At 61.5% G+C, this 21,350-nt stretch carries 14 protein-coding genes; 8 read left to right on the forward strand and 6 right to left on the reverse strand.

Annotated features, from left to right (window positions below; translation table 11 throughout):
- The coding region (locus RWL87_RS08555; protein ID WP_313969594.1) for a S1 RNA-binding domain-containing protein at positions 1–751 on the forward strand (751 nt) is incomplete at its 5' end.
- A 193-nt stretch (positions 752–944) separates the two neighbouring features.
- Here the strand turns inward: RWL87_RS08555 and coaE are convergent.
- Complete coding sequence (gene coaE / locus RWL87_RS08560; RefSeq protein WP_313969595.1) at positions 945–1,580, reverse strand: dephospho-CoA kinase; 636 nt, start codon at positions 1,578–1,580, stop codon at positions 945–947.
- Positions 1,581–1,638: 58 nt separating this feature from the next.
- Between coaE and RWL87_RS08565 the strand changes: the two genes are divergently transcribed.
- Complete coding sequence (locus RWL87_RS08565; RefSeq protein ID WP_012903629.1) at positions 1,639–2,325, forward strand: YigZ family protein; 687 nt, start codon at positions 1,639–1,641, stop codon at positions 2,323–2,325.
- A 526-nt stretch (positions 2,326–2,851) separates the two neighbouring features.
- Positions 2,852–4,180, forward strand: coding sequence for a 2-oxoglutarate dehydrogenase (locus RWL87_RS08570; protein WP_313969596.1), 1,329 nt, complete (start codon positions 2,852–2,854; stop codon positions 4,178–4,180).
- 162 nt (positions 4,181–4,342) lie between these two features.
- Here RWL87_RS08570 and RWL87_RS08575 read toward each other — a convergent pair whose 3' ends face one another.
- From RWL87_RS08575 to RWL87_RS08585, 3 genes are all read right to left on the reverse strand, one after another.
- Complete coding sequence (locus RWL87_RS08575; protein ID WP_313969597.1) at positions 4,343–5,497, reverse strand: ABC transporter substrate-binding protein; 1,155 nt, start codon at positions 5,495–5,497, stop codon at positions 4,343–4,345.
- A gap of 169 nt (positions 5,498–5,666) precedes the next feature.
- Entirely contained in the window at positions 5,667–6,596 is a 930-nt protein-coding gene (locus tag RWL87_RS08580; RefSeq protein WP_313969598.1) for an ABC transporter ATP-binding protein, read from the reverse strand.
- A 3-nt stretch (positions 6,597–6,599) separates the two neighbouring features.
- A complete protein-coding gene (locus RWL87_RS08585; RefSeq protein WP_313969599.1) occupies positions 6,600–7,730 on the reverse strand; it encodes an iron ABC transporter permease in 1,131 nt (376 codons plus the stop codon).
- Between the two features lie 446 nt (positions 7,731–8,176).
- On the opposite strand from RWL87_RS08585, the gene uvrB reads away from it, so the two are divergent.
- From uvrB to RWL87_RS08600, 3 genes are all read left to right on the forward strand, one after another.
- The gene (gene uvrB / locus RWL87_RS08590; RefSeq protein WP_313969600.1) at positions 8,177–10,345 is read left to right on the forward strand and encodes an excinuclease ABC subunit UvrB; all 2,169 of its coding nucleotides are present in this window, start codon (positions 8,177–8,179) and stop codon (positions 10,343–10,345) included.
- A 166-nt stretch (positions 10,346–10,511) separates the two neighbouring features.
- On the forward strand, positions 10,512–11,291 hold the full coding sequence (locus RWL87_RS08595) for an ornithinee aminotransferase (protein ID WP_313969601.1): 780 nt from the start codon (positions 10,512–10,514) through the stop codon (positions 11,289–11,291).
- Positions 11,292–11,655: 364 nt separating this feature from the next.
- Positions 11,656–12,858: a TerC family protein gene (locus tag RWL87_RS08600; RefSeq protein WP_313969602.1), complete on the forward strand. Its 1,203-nt coding sequence runs from the start codon at positions 11,656–11,658 to the stop codon at positions 12,856–12,858.
- A 114-nt stretch (positions 12,859–12,972) separates the two neighbouring features.
- Here RWL87_RS08600 and RWL87_RS08605 read toward each other — a convergent pair whose 3' ends face one another.
- Positions 12,973–14,424 (reverse strand): alpha/beta fold hydrolase, encoded by a 1,452-nt coding sequence (locus RWL87_RS08605; protein ID WP_399534482.1) that lies wholly within the window; start codon positions 14,422–14,424, stop codon positions 12,973–12,975.
- 92 nt (positions 14,425–14,516) lie between these two features.
- Complete coding sequence (locus RWL87_RS08610) at positions 14,517–17,117, reverse strand: DUF3516 domain-containing protein (protein ID WP_313969604.1); 2,601 nt, start codon at positions 17,115–17,117, stop codon at positions 14,517–14,519.
- Between the two features lie 413 nt (positions 17,118–17,530).
- Between RWL87_RS08610 and RWL87_RS08615 the strand changes: the two genes are divergently transcribed.
- Both RWL87_RS08615 and RWL87_RS08620 read left to right on the forward strand, forming a co-directional pair.
- Entirely contained in the window at positions 17,531–19,432 is a 1,902-nt protein-coding gene (locus RWL87_RS08615) for an ABC transporter transmembrane domain-containing protein (RefSeq protein WP_313969605.1), read from the forward strand.
- Between the two features lies 1 nt (position 19,433).
- Positions 19,434–21,182 (forward strand): ABC transporter ATP-binding protein, encoded by a 1,749-nt coding sequence (locus tag RWL87_RS08620; protein WP_313969606.1) that lies wholly within the window; start codon positions 19,434–19,436, stop codon positions 21,180–21,182.
- The last annotated feature ends 168 nt before the right edge of the window (positions 21,183–21,350 follow it).

Genomic DNA, 21,350 nt, shown 5'->3' on the forward strand with positions numbered 1-21,350 from the left:
CGAGCTGTCCTGGAAGCACATCGACCACCCGTCCGAGGTTGTCGAGGTTGGCCAGCCCGTTACCGTCGAGGTTCTCGAGGTGGACCTGGACCGCGAGCGCGTGTCCCTGTCCCTCAAGGCAACCCAGGAAGATCCGTGGCAGGCATTTGCTCGCACCCACGCTCTGGGTCAGATTGTTCCCGGCAAGGTCACCAAGCTCGTTCCCTTCGGTGCATTCGTGCGCGTTGAGGACGGCATCGAGGGCCTCGTCCACATCTCCGAGCTGGCAACCCGCCACGTTGACCTGGCTGAGCAGGTCGTCTCCGTTGGTGAAGAGGTCTTCGTTAAGATCATCGACATCGACATGGACCGCCGCCGCATCTCCCTGTCCCTCAAGCAGGCAAACGAGGGCGTTGACCCCAACGCTACCGAGTTTGACCCCGCTCTGTACGGCATGGCTGCAGAGTACGACGAGGCTGGCAACTACAAGTACCCCGAGGGCTTCGACCCCGAGGCTAACGAGTGGCTGGAAGGCTTCGACGCACAGCGCGAGGCTTGGGAAGCACAGTACGCAGAGGCACAGGCTCGCTTCGAGGCTCACAAGGTTCAGGTTGCTAAGGCTCTCGAGGCTGACGCAGAGGCTGCAGCAGCAGCTCCCGCAGCAGCTGAGCCCGCACCGACCTCCTACTCCTCCGAGGAGCCCGCTTCCGCAGGCACCCTCGCATCGGATGAGGCACTGGCTGAGCTCCGCAAGAAGCTGACCGGCAACTAATCTGCCGCTCAGATGAGCACTCATCAGGCGTTATAGCCGATAGGTAACCCCCGCGTGGGGTGCCTAGAGCAGGGGAACCCCCTCATCTCCCGTTTGGGAGGTGAGGGGGTTCTTTGCGTTATCGGGGTAGAGATATTTCGGGTAGGTGCGCTGGGGTCTGGGGTGTGTGCCCGGTGCTACCGGGGAAGAGCTGTTAGGCGGAGGTCATCTGCTGCCACACAGCGCGCACCTGCTCGGCGGTCTCCTCCAGCGAGCCTCCGTTATCGATAATCCAGGTTGCGACCGCCTCACGCTGCTCGTCGGTTGCCTGCGCGGCGATGCGGGCGCGCGCATCCTCCTCGCTCATACCGCGCGAGGACACGAGGCGCTGCAGGCGGGTCGCCAGGGGAGTGCGCACCACGACCACGCCGTCGAAGGTGGACGGGTCGCCGGTCTCCACGAGCAGAGGAATGTCCTCCAGCACCACGCCGCTAAAACCGGGTTCGGACTGCGCCTGCTCCACCAGCTGCGCGGCACGTTCACGAATAGCGGGATGCACAATCGCGTTCAGACGCAGGCGCGCCTGCTCATCATTGAACACGATACGCGCCAGGGCGGGGCGGTTGAGGCGGCCGTCCTCATCGAGCAGGTGCTCATCGAACTCCGCAACCGTGCGGGCGAGCACCGCCTCGCCGGGCTCCATGAGGGATCGGGAGATGGCGTCCGCATCCACCAGGAATGCGCCCTGCTCCACGAAGAGGGCGGCGATGGTGCTCTTGCCACTGCCGATACCGCCGGTCAGGGCGTAACGGCGCAGCGTGGTAGAAGCGGGGGAAGAAGGCTGGGACATGGACGGTGCTCCTGACGGGCTGTGCCACAATAGATAGGTACTGATTAGAGGAGGACACATGCAGGAAGAAACTCGCGCCAACCGATACCTTGTGCCGCGCGGCGATGAGCCCTATGAGAGCCTCCTCGAAATTAAGCGTAGCGAATTTATTGGTCACATCAAACGCGTGAGCACCGTTGAGGAGGCGCGCGCCTACATTGAGTCAGTGCGCAAGACCTACCACGATGCCCGCCACGTGTGTTCAGCGTTCATTATTGGTGCTGACCGCGATATTCAGCGTTCCTCCGATGATGGTGAGCCCGCCGGTACCGCCGGTGTGCCGATGATGCAGGCGCTGCTGGCGCGTCAGACCCGCGAGGACGGCACCACCGACCTGTCGGATGTGGTTGCGGTGGTCGTGCGCTATTTCGGTGGCATTAAGCTCGGCGCAGGCGGTCTGGTGCGTGCCTACACTGATTCGGTGGTGCAGACCCTGGATGGCGCGCTATTCGATTCGCGTGAGCGTCTGCGCGTGGGTAAGGTGCCCAGTTCGCATGCGGATGCTGGCCGCCTGGAGAATGAGATTCGTGCCGCCGGTCTGAACGTTCTGGGTACCGAGTATGGTGCGGAGGGCGCCACGATTTCCCTGGGTGTGTTTGACCGCCCGGAGGAGCTGGCGCGTGCCGAGGAGCTGGTGGTGAGCTTGAGTTCCGGTGCGGCGAGCGTGACCTGGGGGGACACGCAGTGGGTGGATTTGCCGGTCTAGGTTACCGGCCTCTAGATTCCCGGTCTTTGATTTCCGCTCCCAGATTTTCCTCCTAGGGTTCCGGGCTAAAGCGCCTGCGTAAAGCTCTCAAAATCTAAAAGATAGTCCAACCTTAGTTAATAGTTACTCTAACCCTAGTAATTGCCTGCTAAAGCTGATAGCCTAAACAATGTTGCGGAACGCACACGCCCCTCCACGGCATCGGCAACGGGTTCATTACCAGCGGTAACCCAGCCCGGCGCCTCCACGAGGGAGCGCGTACGCCCGCACCGACGGGCAGGGCTCAACGCTGACATCTCAGCGCGGAGAACTGGGTACTATCTCAGCGCTGAGGTCCTGATGCTGACGTCTTGAAGCTATAGCCTAGTTACTCAAGGAACGAGGCACAGCTGTATGCCGGTACTATACGAGCCGGCAGGCGGTGGTGTGTGTGCATGAACCACCTGCCGGTAGGCACTGAGCCCCGCCCGTCACCTTACGAAGAATCAGCTAACGAACGCTCTGAAGAGCGCAAGGTCGTGAAAACGTGACGCAGTCGGGAACCTACCGAGAACAAACAAGCGAACAAGCAGGCAAAAACTCACCGGAGTTCTCCGCGGGCAGCCGCGGCGGTACCGCAACCCTCAACCGTGGGGGAGCGCGCCTCCCCAAGCGGGGTGCAGCCGAACAGCTCGAACCCGCCACCGTCGCCCAGCTGCTCAACGCCTACCGCCAGCAGAACCTCGGCACCCTGTTGAGTGTGCTCACGCAGCGTCCGGCGGAGTTTGCGCGTCAGCTCGGTAGGCTCTGCCGCGTCTTCCCTGAACATGTGCACGCTATCGCCCAGGCGTTCGGCGCCGTGGGCCGCGCCCTGCCCATTGACGAGCTGGTGCGCCTGCACAACCGCTACTCCAACGCCGCCCGCGGAGTTGGCGAACACCTCAGCCTGGACAACTCCGGTGTGGCGCATCTGGTTCAGAGCCCAGCACTGAGCCGTGAAGGTGCGGGCCATTTGCTCATGGCGGTTGAGCTCTGCCTCGCCGGCAGGATGCGCGGGCTCACCATCGCCATGCCCTCCACCGAGGCGTTCACCCCGGCTGATCAGGCGCCGAGCCTCGGTTCCTGCAACCCCGCCCTGGACGGTGCCCTCAACGCTTTTGAACCGGCAGGCTGGGAGCCGTTCTCCCTGGACGGCAGCGAAGTGCTGCTCGCGACCGGTGTGCGCGATGTACCCGACGGCTACGAGCTGTCCCTCTGGCTGCTTGACGACGACTATCAGTGCCGCGCCCGCATTGAGCGCGGCGCCCCGCAGGTGTGCGTGGCAAGCTTCTACGATGAAGAAGTCATCACCCGCACCGTGGAAGAAACCGGGTTGGGTGAAGCCGGTCTGGTCGAAAACTACCGCGTGGAGGAGTACGCGGAACTGGACTTCCTCAACGCCATGGACCGGCAGGTACGCTACGTGGCGGTCACCGCCGCGGTGGGGGAGCCGCTGCTGTCTGTGCTGAACGAGAAGAGCGCGGTGCCGAATAGTATTCCCGACCCTGCCGCTTTTGCGAACGGTGCGAGCACCTCCCGGTTCGCGAGGAGTGCCCGCCCGGATATTCGCACTGCCGCCGTGGTCGGTAAGGGCCTGCGCACCATCAATCACCGCGGCATGCTGCCGGTGTTGGGCGTGCCGAACCGCACCGTGTGCGCGGTGATTGACCTGTATAAGCAGCGCATCTGTGTGCCGGGTGTGGGCATTCCGCGCGGGCTGAGCGTGGAGGATGAAGAGCGCACCATGCAGCTGATTTTGAGCGCCCTGAACGGGTACCTTCCGCTGACGAACCGGGCGCTGATGAGCCTCGCCGGAGCGACCGTGGAGGTGCGCTAACGCCGCGGCAAACTAACGCTGTAGCGAACACTGTGAACCAATAAAATACCGCCCGGAACCATGCGTTGAGCACGGTCCCGGGCGGTACGTGTTTACTGACCTAGCTGGTCGCCAGGTGAGCTACCTCCAGACGGGGTAGTCGCCGGATGAGCTAGCTTCGGATTAGCTAGCTGCCGGGCCCTGACCGTTGATGATGCGCTGAGCCTCATCCTCGGTCAGGTTGTAGCCGTAGAAGGTCGAGTAGAACTCGCGGGTCTCCTTGACCAGATCAACGTCCTGGAACTGCTCGGGGTGGAACTGCTTAGCGGCCCACAGAATCTGCAGAGCCTCCTCAGCGGAGTAGCGGTCCCAGTTGAAGGTACCCACGGGGTTCTTGATGATCTTGTTGTTCTTGACGGCGGGAACGTCAGCCCACGCCGCGTCAGCCTTGATGGCGTCAACACCCTTCTGAGCGTCCGAGCCACCAATGATGATGATGTCGGGCTGAGAAGCGATGATCTGCTCGATCGAGACGTTTTTCAGGTTCTCCACACCGTCGAGGGAGTTGGTGGCGCCCGCCAGCTTCATCCACTCACCAATCAGGGACTTGGAGCCGTCCACCTTGGTCAGGTCGGAGCCGCCGGAGATGTGCAGAACCTTCGGGTTCTCCTTGACGTCCTTCAGGCGTTCCTTGATGAGGTTCTCGTTCTTCTCCAGGTACGCCAGGTACTTGTTCGCGCGGTCGATGGCGTCGTTGGTGCCGATGACCTCAGCGGTCAGCTCGACGGTACGCTTCAGGTCGGCGAAGTTCTGGAACTCAACGTGCACGGAGGGGATGTCGGCTGCGGAGGTCTTGGAAATCTGGTCCTTCGAGGAAGCCAGTACAACATCGGGCTTGTCAGCCAGTAGCTGCTCCATGTTCACGTCGGTGCCCTTTACGGGGGCGTCGACCTTCTCAATGCCGGGGTAAACCTGCTTGAACCACTCGAGGGACTTCACAGCGGTGGTGGTAGCGGACAGCTTGTCGGCACCGCCCAGCAGCAGAACGATCTGGTTGTTTGCGTGCCACAGGTCAGCGATGCGCTCGGGGTGGGTCGGGACGGTGACCTCCTTGCCATCAATATCCTTGATGACCTTGGTGCCGTCACCGTTGTCCTTCACGAAGAAGCTGGTGTGCTTCTGCTCGGAGCTGCTCGATGCCGAAGCTGAAACCGAGGAGGAAGCGGCTGCGGAGGAGGACGACGAGGAAGCCGTGTTTGCGGCACCGCAACCGGTCAGGGCTGCCAGCAGCAGGGAGGTGGTCAGCGCGAGGCCCGAGTGGAACTTCGTAATCTTCATGGTGTGTCTTTCTTTGGTATACAACGGATAGTTGATGAATAAACCGGTAGCGGCGCGGGTGAGGACAAGCGTGCTAGGGGTACGCCACCGTCGGGGATGCGGCACCTCTACCGCATCCCCGACGGGGTCTGGCCCGCACCACCACCGGAAGACTAGGGGTTGCGGATTCTCAGGTATCGAGGCTCGTCATGTGCACGCTGGAGCGACCCAGCTCGGGGGAGTAGGTCACCGTTAGGTCGGTGTTGAAGGTGCGCGAGAGAACCTCGCTCGTCAGCACCTCCGAAGCCTGACCAATCAGCAGGTGAGCCGGCGCATCCTTCGAAACTGCTGAATCCTTCGGGGCGGGTGCATCAGCTGCGTCGTGCGCGCCGAGCAGGGCAACGGTCGCATCCAGCATGAGGGCGTGATCCGGGTTGTGGGTCGTAAAGATGACCCCGTACCCGGCATCACGCAGCTGTCGAATTTTCCGCAGAACCTTCGCCTGATTCGCCACGTCCAGGGCGCTGGTCGGCTCATCCAGAACGATGAGCGGGGCATCCTGAACCAGGGTTCGGGCAATACCCACCTGCTGACGCTGACCGCCGGAGAGCTGGTCCAGCGGGGAGTGCGCCAAGTCAATAAGACCCAGTTCCTCCATCATTTCCTGCACCTTGTCGCGGTCCTGGCGCGAGGGGGAAGAGAACAGGCTGATGTAGGGTGCGCGACCCATGAGCAGGTACTCGGTCACGGTGTAGGCGATGCCGCTGCCCTCCATCTGCGGAAGGTAGGCGATGCGGCGGGCACGCTCGGTCGCGGTCAGCGAATCCAGCGAATCACCGCCCAGGTGAACGGAGCCCTCGGTCAGGGAGAGCAGTCCAATCAGGGAGTTCAGCAGGGTGGACTTACCCACGCCGTTGCGGCCCAGAATGGCGAGGACCTCGCCGCGGTGTACCGTCAGGTTCACGTTGCGGAAAATCCAGCGGTCCGAGCGGTGGCCCGCGCGGGTGTGCTTGATGCGCTCGCCCCGATGGCCGTAGTGGAAGCCTGCGCCCTTCAGCTCGAGGAGCGCCTGAGCGGGGTGGACGTTAGCTGCGTTAGCGGAGTTCTGTGCGGTAGACATGGGTTACTTCACCCGGACCTTTCCGAGCAGCAGCAGCGCCACGTACAGCGGTGTGCCGATGAAACCGGTCAGAACGCTCAGCGGAACCTCGGCGCTGGTGAGGCTACGAGCTAGGGTATCGACGAACATCATGAACGAAGCACCCATCAGGATGGACAGCGGCATGAGCTTGGTGGTGTCGTTACCGACCAGCAGGCGGCACAGGTGCGGAATGACCAGGCCAACCCAGGAAATCGGGCCGCCGATGCACACGCTGGTCGCGGTAATCAGGGTGGCCAGCAGAATGGTGACGCCACGGGTACGGCTCAGGTTGATGCCGAGGGTGCGTGCCTCATCGTCGCCGAGCGACAGGATGTTCACGCGCCAGCGCATCGCCAGTAGCAGCAGGATGCAGGGGCCAGCCACGAGGGCGAACTGGGTGAGCGCGTCGACGCGCACGTCCTGCAGGGAGCCCATCTGCCAGAACACAATCTGAGCCAGCTGAGTTTCGGGGTTTGCGATGAACTTCAGTGCGCCCAGGGCCGCGGTACCGAAGCCACCCACGATCACGCCCGAGAGCACGAGCATCAGGGTGGATTCGTTACGCAACAGGCGCGGGATGGTGACGGTCAGCAGCACGGCAATCAGGCCGCCGGCGAGGGCGGAACCCTGAATCGCGAGGCTCGTGCCCACGCCCAGCAGAATGGCGGAGGCGGCACCCACCGACGCACCCTGCGAAACACCCAGCAGGTACGGGGAGACCAACGGGTTTCGGAAGACCGCCTGGAAGGTGGCACCCGCAATGGCGAGGGCGGCACCGATGAGACCGGCGGCGAGCAGACGCGGAATACGCACGGTGAGCAGCATGTTTTCGGCGGGCTTGTAGACCTTCAGGTCCATGCCGAACCAGTTCTTGCCGAGGATTCGGAACAGTTCGTCCAGTTCGACCGGGTACCTGCCGGTGATGAGGGAGAGATAGGTGACGCCCAGCAGAATGGCGAGGGCGATGAGCATAATGACCGGGTAGGAGGAGGTGAAGAGCGAGCGGCGGCGTTCGTTCTTGGCCGCTGGGGTGGCGGCGGGTGTGCCGGTGGGGTTCGCCTCCGCGGGTTCTGTCTGGGCGGCTTTTGAAGCTGTCTCCGTGGTCGTGCTCATGGAGTCCTTCCGTGCGCTCTTATGGTCCGTTCTGTCTGCGTGTGTGCGCTCTAAACATATGTGAGCCGCGTCAAAGAGGCAAAGGGTAGGGGCACGGAATACTCGTCATAAGTCTTTATGTTTTATCCCTTATCTTTTGTGGCTCGGCGTGCCTGCGCCACGATGTGCACGGGGGAGCGGGAACACCCGTAAGTGCGCCGTTATTGTGCGGGAATTGCGCGGGAAAATGCTCCTGCTCGATTCCTATCCGGTGGCACACATGAGCCAGTTGAACGCCCCTTATCTTTTGCACCCCATCTTTTATGAACTTGGGCACTTTCGCGCCGGGCTATTGTGTTGGCAACTGCGCCGGCAATTACACCAGCAATTATGCCGGACTATTGCGCCAGCAGAAAAGGGTGACCAATCCCGCCGCGCATCCGGCGGCTTTCCCCTAGGATGGATACATGAGTTACGCACCCCAGATTAACCGTGTTGTTGCCCCCTTTGAAGTGGTCAGCCCCTTCCAGCCTGCCGGTGACCAGCCGAAGGCTATCGCCGAGCTCACCGAGCGCGTGCAGAACGGCGAGAAGGACATTGTGCTGATGGGCGCCACCGGTACCGGTAAGTCCGCGACCGCAGCCTGGCTGATTGAGGCGGTGCAGCGTCCGACTCTGGTGCTCGTGCAGAATAAGACGCTGGCGGCGCAGCTGGCGAATGAGCTGCGTGAGCTGCTGCCGAATAATGCGGTGGAGTATTTCGTCTCGTACTACGACTACTACCAGCCTGAGGCGTACGTGCCGCAGACCGATACCTTCATTGAGAAGGACTCCTCCATTAACGAGGAGGTGGAGCGTCTGCGCCACTCGGCGACGAACTCCCTGCTGACTCGCCGTGACGTGGTGGTGGTTGCGACCGTGTCCTGCATTTACGGTCTGGGTACGCCCGAAGAGTACATTGAGCAGATGGTGACTTTGCGTCGCGGTGAGGAGATTGACCGCGACGAGTTGCTGCGTCAGTTCGTGGCGATGCAGTACGCGCGTAACGACATGGACTTTCACCGCGGCACGTTCCGCGTGCGCGGCGATACCGTCGAAATCATCCCTATGTACGAGGAGAACGCGATTCGCATCGAGTTCTTCGGTGATGAGATTGAGGCGATTTACACCCTGCACCCGCTGACCGGCGAGGTGATTCGCGAGGAAGAAGAGATGTACGTCTTCCCCGCAAGCCACTATGTTGCCGGCCCGGAGCGTATGGCGAAGGCTATTACCTCCATAGAGGATGAGCTACGCGAGCGCCTGCAGACTCTCGAATCCCAGGGCAAGCTGCTGGAGGCGCAGCGCTTGCGTATGCGCACCACCTACGACCTGGAAATGATGGAGCAGATGGGCTTCTGTAATGGCATTGAGAACTACTCGCGCCATATTGACGGTCGTGCCCCCGGCAGTGCCCCGAACTGTCTGCTGGATTATTTCCCGGATGATTTCCTACTGATTATTGACGAGTCGCATGTGACGGTTCCGCAGATTGGCGCCATGTACGAGGGTGATATGTCCCGTAAGCGCACCCTGGTGGAGCACGGTTTCCGCCTGCCCTCGGCGATGGATAACCGCCCGCTGAAGTGGGAGGAGTTCCTGGAACGTATCGGTCAGACCATCTACCTGTCGGCAACCCCCGGCAAGTATGAGCTGTCGCAGGCTGATGGTTATGTGGAGCAGATTATTCGCCCGACCGGCCTGATTGACCCGGAGATTGTGGTCAAGCCGACCAAGGGCCAGATTGATGACCTGCTCGAGGAGATTCGCGTGCGCGTGGAGCGTGACGAGCGTGTGCTGGTCACGACCCTCACCAAGCGCATGGCGGAGGATTTGACCGAGTACCTGCTGCAGCACGGCGTGAAGGTGCAGTACCTGCACTCTGACGTTGACACCTTGCGCCGCGTGGAGCTTCTGCGTGAGCTGCGCCTGGGCACCTTCGATGTGCTGGTCGGCATTAACCTGCTGCGTGAGGGCCTGGACCTGCCCGAGGTGTCGCTGGTTGCGATTCTGGATGCCGATAAGGAAGGCTTCCTGCGTTCGACTACCTCGCTGATTCAGACCATTGGTCGTGCGGCGCGTAACGTGTCCGGTCAGGTGCACATGTACGCCGATAAGATTACGGATTCTATGCGCGTGGCGATTGATGAGACGAACCGCCGCCGCGAGATTCAGCAGGCGTACAACCGTGAGCACGGCATTGACCCGCAGCCTCTGCGGAAGAAGATTGCCGATATTACGGATGTTCTCGCCCGCGAGGAAGAGGACACCCGCGAGCTTCTGCAGCTGCGTAAGAGCGGTAAGAAGGGTGCCCGCACAGTGAGTGCGGGTGCGAAGACGGGCTCTTCGACGGCCTCGAAGATTGCCACGAGCACCCCGGAGTCGGAGGAGCTTCTCGCTCGTGCGGAGGCGCGTGTTCGTGCCGACGGCCTGGCGGCGGCACCCGCGGAGGACCTTCTGGACCTCATCGAGGAAATGAACGATCAGATGCGCGTGGCGGCGGAGAACCTGCAGTTTGAGTTGGCGGCGCGTCTGCGTGATGAGCTTGCCGATTTGAAGAAGGAGCTGCGCCTGATGAAGGAAGCGGGTCACGCCTAAACCCGGTGTTCTAAGCCCGGCGTTTAGGGGTCCGACGTGGGTTTTTCGCCATGAGGTAACTCATTGCTCGTGAAGTTCCACTGAGTGCAGATAGATGCTGTACACTATCAAAGTGTTTTACATGTCAAATAACACCTTGATGCTTCCGAGCAATAAAGAAAAATCTGTGACTATTTCAAATAACTCTTCAGACGCACACACTACGGGAGCTCGTTCCGTTACCCGCCGCAACCTCACCCGCGGCGCACTTTGGGCTGTGCCCACTATTGCCGCCTCCACGGCGGTGCCCGCATTCGCGGCCTCGGCGGATGACTGCAAGACGGTACACGGTCCGGACTTTACCCAGGTCGGCGGCTGGATGATTACCAACCCCGCCAGTGGCGCCCTGCAGTCGCGCACTAAGAACAAGCCCGTGACTGCGCCGGAGACCGGTCAGGCGTGGTGGTCCATGGAGAATGCAACCTCCCCGAACCCCGCGACGATCCGCCTCATGTCCGTGTACGAGGCGACTCACGGCCCCGAGGGTGACCTGAACCTGAACTGTGGCGAGTTCGTGATGACCTACAATGTCTCCGCGCTGGAGGCGACGACCGGCACCACGCACCTGCACCCGTCCATGGACATTTACCTCTTCTCACCCGAGGGTGAAATCATTGACCGTCAGGTCTTCACGACTGACCCGACCGGCGTGGCAACCGTCATGACCCGTAACGGTAAGACTCAGACCGTTCAGGGTCAGGTTATTCCGTTTGCGTCGAGTGTGAATGACCGGGCGACCGGCATCTCTGCGCGTTTTGCCCTGCGCGGCGATAAGCTCATGGAAGGCATGTACCAGTTCGAGGTGGTCATTACCGTGCCGACGATTCGTGAGAACGGCAAGCTGGATACGAGCAAGCAGGTGAACGCGATTGCGTTTACCCCGCCGACCTTCAACATGGTTTCCTAAACAGCTGTCTTAACTGAATAAAGAAGTAGCCCTCCCGGTATGTACTCATAAGTACTCACCGGGAGGGCTACTTTTATGTGGGCTTGCGGCGCGGTGCTGGTCTGCCCGGTGCTGGTCTGCGCGGTGTTGGTCGGCAACGTGGCGTTCTCGTGCCCGCTGCTCTTGAAAAACCCTCCGGGAGGGGCTCCTGTGCGAAAACCTCAACCTGCTGTATAATCGTTCACCGAGCAAGGGAGTATCCCACCAATCGACTCATCGTCAGCACGTTAGCCGAAGGCGTCTAACCGGTGAATCGAGCCGACCTCCATTCAGGTCGGCGGGAGAGACTTGTGGTCCTGTACGCACACCACAAGAAAGGCTCCCCATGGAAGTTACCGGGTTGCAATGGTTGGTTACTATTCTCATCATCGCGGGTCTGTTGGCCTTCGACTTCGTGTTCCACGTCCGTAAGGCGCACGAACCCACCGTTAAGGAAGCGGCCATTTGGTCGAGTATTTACATCGGCATCGCGTTGCTGTTCGGCCTGTACATTTTTGTGACGAACGGCCCGACCGCCGCCACCGAATTCTACGCGGGCTACATCACCGAAGAGGCGCTCTCGGTTGATAACCTCTTCGTCTTCATGATCATTATGGGCACGTTCCGTGTTGCTCGTGAGAATCAGCAGAAGGTCCTGCTTTTCGGTATCGTCTTCGCGATCCTGGCGCGCGGCTCCTTCATCTTCGCTGGCGCGGCGATCATCAACTCCTTCGCCTGGGTGTTCTACATCTTCGGCCTGGTCCTGCTCATGACCGCAGGTAACCTGCTCAAGGACGAACTTACCGAAGGCGACGGCGACGACGAGGCAGACAACATCATGGTTCGTCTCGCCAAGAAGTACCTGAAGACCAGCGACCACTTCGATGGCGATAAGCTCTTCACCCTCGAAAACGGCAAGCGCGTCATGACCCCCATGATGCTCGTCATGGTCGCTATCGCGGGTTCCGACCTGCTCTTCGCGCTCGACTCGATTCCCGCGATCTTCGGCCTCACCCAGTCCGTCTACATCGTGTTCACCGCGACCGCGTTCTCCCTCATGGGTCTGCGTCAGCTGTACTTCCTCATTGACGGCCTGCTGGACCGCCTCGTCTACCTCTCCTACGGCCTGGCGACCATCCTCGCGTTCATTGGTGTGAAGCTCATCCTGCACGCAATGCACGAGAACAACCTGCCGTTCATTAACCACGGCGAGCCCGTGCACGTGGTTGAGATTACCACCGAAATGTCGCTGCTGGTCATCGTGAGCGTCCTGGTCATTACCGTGCTCGCCTCGCTGCTCAGCCCCAAGGGCCGCGCACTGCAGACCATTCAGCGCGTGCAGGCGCTCTCCGAGAAGTACCTGGCACTGCCCGAGGATGCACCCGCTGCCGAGCGTGCGGACATCGCCGCCCGCTGGCAGAAGGAAACCGAGAAGCTCAACGCTATTCCGCAGAAGCTGCGTGACGAGCTGATCGAGAAGGAAGACGAGTACCACGCCCTCGTGGTGCGTGCCCGCACCGCGCAGGATGCGCACTCTTCCTCCAAGTAGCACTGAGCGCAAGAGCCTGAGCTACTAGGCTAAAGCCTCAACACTAAAGCCCCTCACACCGGATCAACCGGGGTGAGGGGCTTTAGCTATATCAAAGATATATTCAGCGAAGAATTACTGGTTGTGAACCTCAGCCAGCATGTTCTTCAGGTGACCCAGAATGGTCAGCGAGTCAGAACCGAAACCGTCGTGGTGGTGGGTCTTCGAGGTCCACACGTGGGTGTTACCAACCCAGCGAGCGGTCTCCATGGAGTGCTCAAAGTCCACGTACACATCCGGGTTGTACGCCGCAGCCACCACGGGAACCTCGTTCTTGTGCAACTGTGCGTGGTCGTACAGGCGACCCCAGTCCTTCTTCTCAGCCAGGATGTTAGCAACCTCAGCCAGCGGACGCAGCGAGGGGTCCTCCTCGTAGTACCAGGGGAAGATGTGCTCGCCGGTGAAGAGCAGACGGTCCGCATCCGGTGCGAACTCGGGGCGGGAAGCCGCCACGCGAGCAGCAGACCAGTTGGTCGGCGCGGGGGAGGGGGACAGCTCGTAACCGGGGATGCCGGGCAGAACGCCGTCAGCGGGGCCGTCAGCGTAAATGGTCTCGTGCATCAGGGCGTACAGCGGGTTTGCCTGGAAGGTCACCTCGGCACCCATAGCGGTCAGGAACTGATCAGACAGGTGGTCGTTACCCTCAGCGAATGCGTTCTCCAGGAAGTAGTGCAGGCCGCGCTCGCGCCAGCGGCCACCCAGGAAGTGACCAGCCATCTGGAAGCGGTGATCGGTCAGACGCTCACCGGTGGGCAGGTACTCCTTGTGGGTGCGCAGGTGCTCAGCAATGCGGGTAGCGAGCTCAGCGTCCTCGGGGAACCAGCTGTAGTACTCCTCAACACGTTCCTTCATGCGGTCGAAGGTGTGCTGGTAGACGTTGTCCACGGAGGTACGAATCGGCGCCAGGCCCGCGGTGATGCGGCAGTCACGCAGCGACTGCGGTGCAAACGACAGGTAGGACAGGGTCAGGAAGCCACCGAAGGACTGACCAATGGTGGACCAGCGCTTGTCGGCACGGTCAGCCAGCAGCACCTCGCGGACAGCCTCCGCGTCAGCGATGATGGAGTCCGCACGGAACAGCTCAGTGTACTCAGCCTGAACCTGCGCGTCACCCACAGCGGTGATGTTGCGGGCAGACAGCGGGGAAGACATGCCGGTACCGCGCTGATCCAGCAGAATCACGCGGTGAGTCTTCGCCAGCTCGGCAATCCAGCCGCCGATGGAGCCGGTCTTCGGCGAACCGAAACCGGGGCCACCCTGCAGGTACACAATGTAAGGACGCTTATCAGCCGAAACGGTCAGAGTCTCGCTGGTGTTCACAACCTCGCGCGCGAACACGGTGATGGTCTGGTCCGCAAAACGGGAGGAGAGAGCGGCATCCTTGCCCTTGGAGAAAATCAGACCGTGGGTCAGGGGAACCTGGAACCAGTGGTCGGTAATCTCGTAGCCGTCGTGCTTGACGACCGAACCCTTGCGGTACTCAACCTTGGGAAGCGAAGAAACGGTCAACGGTGAACCTTCTTTCATTCAAATAGATAGATACTCTGTATTCTAGCCCACTATGGGCAACATCTGGGCAGAGCCCGGGCGAAGTCTCGGGCGAAGTCTTAGGCGGGGTCTTAGAACTCGCCCACGCTCAGAATCTTCAGCACCGGGTAACCGGCCTCATCGGATGCCGCCAAATCGACCTCGGCACGAATGCCAAAGTCAAAGTTATCTTCAGGGTCGGCAAAGCTCTGCTGAACCTTCCACACGCCCGGATGCGCGGCGGTGTCCTCGTCCATGCTGACCAGGCGAGGCGAGCGCGCATCGGCGTCCGTGTAGATATCGTCGTAGACGTCGAAGTAATCGTCCATGGCGTCCGCCCAGCGGTCGGCATCCCAGCCGCACCACTCGTCCAGGGCACCCAGGGCGCGGTCACGCTCCTCAGCGAAGAGCTCCACACGGCGGAAGAGGGCGTTGCGCACCATCACGCGGAAGGCGCGCAGATTCTTCGTCACGGCGGGAGGCTCTTCCTCCTCGATGGAGGCGTGCTCGGCGGCAATGGTCGCGGTGTCTTCGCCGGCAGCCAGCTTCTCCCACTCGTCCACCAGGGAGGAGTCGGTCTGGCGTACCAGCTCGCCGAGCCACTCGATGATGTCGTCGAGCTCGTCGGTCACGGCAGAGTCGGGGATGGTGTGGCGCAGCGCCTTGTACGCGTCAGAGAGGTAGCGCAGAAGTACGCCCTCGGCGCGTTCCAGCGAGTAGTACTGCACGAAGTCGTTGAAGCCCATCGCGCGTTCGTACATGTCGCGCACAATCGACTTGGGGTGCGGCTCAAAACGAGCCACCCACGGCGCGGACTGCTTGTAGGTCGTGTACGCCTGATCGATGAGCTCCGCCAGGGGCTGCGGGTAGGTGACCTTGTCCAGCTCGTTCATGCGTTCGGTGTAGTCCACGCCGTCCGCCTTCAGCTGTGCCGACAGTTCGTTCTTCGCCTTGCGTTCCTGTGCGTACAGCACCTGGTTCGGCGAATCCAGGGTCGCCTCAATGAGGGAGAGCGCGTCCAGCGCGTAGCTGGGCGATTCGGGGTCGAGCAGTTCCAGCGCGGCGACCGCAAAAGCGGACAGCGGCTGGTTCAGGGCAAAGTTATCCTGCAGATCCTCGGTCAGGCGCAGGTAGGAGCCGTGCTCATCCGGGGTGTTGGTTCGCTCAATCACTCCGCCGGTCAGTAGCTCCTTGTAGATGCCGATTGCCTTGCGCAGCAGCTCGCGGCGGCGCGCGGGGCTCTCGTGGTTCTCCTGAATGATGCGGTACGCGGCAATGACCGGGTTCTCCGGGCGGTGCATCAGGTTCAGCAGCATCGAATGGGTGATGTCGAAGGAAGAAGTCAGCGGCTCCGGGGCGGCTTCAACCAGCTGCTCGAAGGTCTTCTCCGACCAGCCAACGAAGCCCTCCGGCGCCTTCTTACGCTTGGAGGATAGCGACTGGTTAATGCGCTTGGTGTCGTCACCGAACTTCGCCTGAGCCTTCGCCAGCAGGCGCGCGTTCTCAATATCGTGCTCGGGTGCCTGAACCACCACGGTACCGGCGGTATCAAAGCCCGCGCGGCCGGCGCGTCCGGCAATCTGGTGGAACTCGCGGGCACGCAGACGACGGCTACGGGCGCCGTCGAACTTCGACAGCGCCGTAATCAGCACGGTACGAATCGGCACGTTAATACCCACGCCCAGGGTATCGGTGCCGCAAATGACCTTGAGCAGACCCTCCTGCGCCAGCTGCTCGACCAGGCGGCGGTACTTGGGCAGCATGCCCGCGTGGTGAATACCGATACCGGCGCGAACTAGCTTATTCAGCGCCTTACCGAAGCCCGGACCGAAACGGAACTTAGCAATGAGCTCCGCGATGCGTTCCTTATCTTCCTTCGAGGCGATAGCCACCGACAGCAGCGCATTCGCCTGCTCGAGCGCCGCCTTCTGCGAGAAATGCACAATGTAGACCGGGGTCTGCTTGGTCTGCACGAGCTCCTGCACCGTCTCCTGAACCGGGGTGGTGGAGTAGTAGAAATGCAACGGAATAGGACGCTCGGAATGAGCCACCAGGTCACTCTCGCGACCGGTCAGCGCCGTCATCTCTTCCTGGAAGCGAGTCGTATCGCCCAGGGTTGCACTCATCAGCAGGAACTGCGCCTGCGGAAGCTCCAGCAGGGGAAGCTGCCACGCCCAGCCGCGCTGCGGGTCTGAGTAGAAGTGGAACTCGTCCATGATGACCTGGCAGAGGTCCGCATCCTTGCCCTCACGCAGGGCAATGTTCGCCAGAATCTCCGCGGTGCAGCAGATAATCGGCGCCTCCGTGTTGATGGCGGAGTCGCCGGTAATCATGCCCACATTCTCGGCACCAAAAATATTGATCAGGTCAAAGAACTTCTCAGAGACCAGCGCCTTAATGGGGGCGGTGTAGTAGGAGCGCTGACCGGTCGCCAGGCCCGTAAAATGCGCGGCAACAGCCACGGTGGACTTACCCGAACCGGTCGGGGTAGCCAGCACCACGTTATGGCCGGCGGCAATGCTCAGGACGGCCTCGTCCTGGGCGGGGTACAGCGTCATACCGCGGGTCGAAATCCACTCGGTGAACGCCTCGTAAATCTCTTCGGGGGTGAGGGGATTGCCCTTAAAATCGCGTCGATTGTAGTCGCCGGGGTTCTCGCCCAGCGAGGGAGAAAGAAAATTCAAAATACTCATGAGGATTCCAGTCTATCGGGAATAGCGCGGGCGCGGGGGACGTTATCGTTACGAGGGAACACGCGGGTACTCGCGGTTCCTTTGCAGAGCGTTCGCGGGGCGTTTATAAGGCGTTTGGGAGGCGCGGCGCCGCGCTAATGCGGGAATTCCCCAAATTCGTGTAGTGTAGAACAAAGCACTAAAAGTGCAGTGGTGCAAAAACCTCGTGCTCAGAAGGTCGAAAACGTAGGCCTCCACGCCGCATAGATTGCCGCGTAGATGCAGAATCCGCCGATTGACGCCGGTGCATATTGAGCGGCTGATGCGTGCCCCAAAATACGTTGCACAAAATAACGACATGCCCATCTATTACGCAAATAGTGTTGCGTGCCACATTGATAAAGGAATAGGGTAAGAGAAAGGAGAGACGTTGAATGACTGAATACAACGCTGACAAGGCACAAGAAAACGCTGCGCGTGAAGAAGCTGCGCACGAAGAAACCCTGCACAACAAAACCACGCAGGAAAAAGCCGCTCAGAAAAAAGCCTCGCAGAAAAAATCTGCACAGGAAGTAACCGCTAGCGAACAGCGCAAGGCAGAAGAGGAAGCCCTCAAAAAGCGCCTCGCCCTGCGAGTCACCGCGCCCGGGCACAAATACCCCTGGCACCGCTGGGCCATCCCCGTCCTCGGGGAAACCACCGCGGGTATCGGTGCAATCCTGATCCCCGTCATGGTGGGTCAATTCATCAACCAGCACATCGCCGGAAAAGCCCCCGACGCCTGGCCCATGTTCTGGGTGGTCGTCGCATCCATCACCTTCATCGTGATTAACGAGTTCTTCGGCTGGGGCACCTCCATGACCCTCAGTGCGGAACTTGGTCGCGACTGGCGCGCCTACATTAACCGGCTCATGGGACGCACCCGCACAACCGTTGACGCAGGTGAAGCGGTCACCGTCATGAACAAGGACGTACGACGTGTCACAAACGTCTACTTCTCCCTGCCGCTGTTCGTTAACGCCATGATTATTGCAACCCTCGGCGCCGTACAGCTCTGGCTGATTAATCCCGTCACCGCGGTCGTCACTCTCATCGGCACGCTCATTGTGGTCGGCGTGATTGCCTGGTACTCGACCTTCCTCGAATCCAAGATTGGCGAGTACCGCGAAAAGGACGGCGAGGCCTCCTCACGCGCCTCCGATATTGCCACCGGTTTGCGTACCATCGCCGGCCTCGGCGCCGAAGAGCAGATGCGTGAACGCTACCACCGCGGCACCGACGAAGTTTTCGACAGCTACATGCGCTACGAAAAGACGCACCGCTGGATGTACCTTATCCGCGCGCTGCTCGGTGGTGCCGTGACCCTGCTCGGCATCGGCTTCGCCCTTACCGGCCACGTCGAAAACGGCCGCTGGGTGTCCGACACCCCCGCCGCGTCCCTGGTGACCGTCGCCTCCATTATTGCGATGATGGGTGGCCCCATCTGGATTACCCAGAACTTCCTGACGGAATGGCGCTACGCCAAGATTGCGCTCGCCAAGGTCGCCCGCCTCGAAGGCCACGCGGGCGTGCGCCAGGGCGTGCTGAAGAGCCCCCGCACCGACGAAGAAATGGCGCAGCTGGCACGCGCCGAACAGGCAGTCGAGGCGAGCACCTTCGAGGTGCCCGTACCCGTCGCCCCCACCGCTGCTAGCAACCCGCGCATCGTGTACGTCAACCCGCGCGACTACAACCTCACCGCGCAGGACTACGCCGAGGCGCTCGCCCGCACCCTGCGCCGCGGGGGAGAGGATCTCAAGGACGCCTCCGGCCGCCGCGTGCTGCTGAGCGAGCCCAACCCCATGATTTTCGCCGGAACCCTGCAGGAGCACCTGCGCCTGGGCACCGTGCCGAACCCCGACGAGGAACTGGCACAGGCAAAGGATGAGGAACTGCTGAAGATTACCGACTCCCGCGAAATCGCCTACCGACTGGGTGGACGCAACCCCGAAGACTACTTCGCCGCCTGCATCACCAGTGAAGGTGCGAACCTCTCTGGCGGTCAGCGTCAGCGTCTGGCACTCGCCCGCGCACTCGCACAGGACGCGCAGGTGCTGATTCTGACCGAGCCGCTGAACTCCGTGGACGAACCCAGCCAGCGCTACATCTACGATGCGATGGAAACCCAGGTCGGTAGCGACCGCCTGCCCGTCGGCTACCCCGGCCTGCTGCAGGATTTGGAGCAGGTCTACGTTGTCTCCACGACCGCGGAGACGACCCGCCGCATGGAACGCGACGGCTACCCCGTCGCTCAGGCAGAAACCCCCGCAACCACTCAGAATCAGGAGGTGAACTAGCATGGCAAAGCAGCTCCCCATCGAAAGCCCCGCCTACGTGGCACGCCGCATGTGGAACTACCTCGCGGCGCATAAGGGGCGAGCCCTCTACACCTTCGTCATCTACATGGTCAGCACCCTCATGGGTGCGGTGGTGCCCCTGCAGATCGGTGCCACCGTGGACGACGTGGTGGCGGGTAAGTTCGCCAGCTACCCGTGGCAGCCGATTCTGATTATTCTGGCGGCGTTCATCGTGCAGGCGGTGACCCTCATGGTCTCCTCGTACAGTGCGGCTCGACTGGGTGCGCTCGTCACCCGTGACGCCAACCAGGACACCCTCGACGGCACCCTCGACCTGGATGCACGCACCGTGGAAGAAGCCGGCAGCGGCGACCTGCTCACCCGCGTGACTGACGACCTCTCCTCGGCGGCTAAGTCCGTCAGCGAGGACCTGCTCGGCGCGATTTACGTGGTGCTGTACTTCATCATCTCCACCATCTCCCTGGCGGTTGTGAGCCCGGCAATGGGTCTAATCATGCTTCCCATGATTGCCGGTCTTGCCCTCATCATGTCGAAGATGCTGCCGCTCATGGCGGCACGCAACCAGACTGCCCAGGAGCGCGTGAGCGACCTCAACAGCGTGCTGACCGAGAACATTCGTGGCACCTCCACGATTCGCGAACTGGGTGTTCACACCGCCCGCGAAGACGCCTTCGCTGGTGAGAACAAGCGCCAGTTCGCCGCGCAGCTGGGCATGGTGCGCATCCGCCAGCTGTACTTCACCGTGGACGCCATCAACGCATGGATTCCTACGATTCTGTGCATGCTTTGGGGCGCCGCCTGCGTGGCTATCGGCTGGGCTTCCTGGGGCGCCGTAGCGACCGCCTCGGTCATGGTTTTCAGCCTGCGAACCCTCGCCGACATGCTGAACCACCACGTGAGCAGCCTGCGCATCATGCTCGTGAACATGGGCCGCGTGTTCGGCGTGGTGTCCCTGGCGAAGAAGCAGCATGAGGAGCGTGCGCAGCACCGCGCCGAAGCGTTCGCCGCCGTCTCGGATGAAGACGTGAAGGACCCGCAGTACGCCATTGAGTGCATCGACGTTTCCTACGGCTACTCGCCGGACGCCCTCGTTCTGGAAGGCATCAACCTGAAGATTCGCCGCGGCGAAGCGCTCGCCCTGGTGGGTCGCTCCGGTTCGGGTAAGACCACCCTGGCGCGTCTGATTGGTGGTTCGCTGACCGCCCTGGAGGGCACCATCACCGTGATGGGCCGCCCGGTTGGTCACGGCGACTTCCCGACCGACGCTGCCGCCGACGGCCGCCCGCGCCTGCTGGTCTGCACCCAGGAAGCGCACGTCTTCTTCGGCACCCTCGCTGATAACTTCACGGTGGTTATGCCGGATGCAACCGTCGAGCAGATGGGTGAGGCACTGGACGCTGTCGGTGCCCGCTGGTGGCGCGACCTGCCGCAGGGCATGGACACCGTCGTGAGCGGCGCGGATTCGCCTCTGACCCGCGACCAGATTCAGCAGCTGGCTCTTGCACGTATCGTGCTTGCCGACCCGCACGCCGTGATTCTGGACGAGTCCACCACCCAGCTGGAGCTCGCGGACGCAACCGAGTCCCTGCGCGCCGTGCTGGCGAACCGTGCGGTGCTAATCATTTCGCACGACGCGCGTATCGCCTCCCTGGCTGACCGTGCGGTCCTGCTGCACGAGGGCAGGATTATTGCGGAGGGCTCCCCGGCGGAGATTTTCGCTCTGACCTAAGCAAGGTAACTATGCCCGGCTGATGTTGCCTGGTGGATAGTGCCCTGAAAGTAGCGCTCCGAGAGTAGTGCCCGGTACCGTGTGAAGCGGTGCCGGGCACACTCGTTTAAGAGGCGGTTAGGGGGTGGTGTTGAGCGGGGGAATGCGCGCTGAAAAAGAGGCTTAGTC

Source organism: uncultured Rothia sp. (genome assembly GCF_963555405.1).
Taxonomy (GTDB): Bacteria; Actinomycetota; Actinomycetes; order Actinomycetales; family Micrococcaceae; genus Rothia.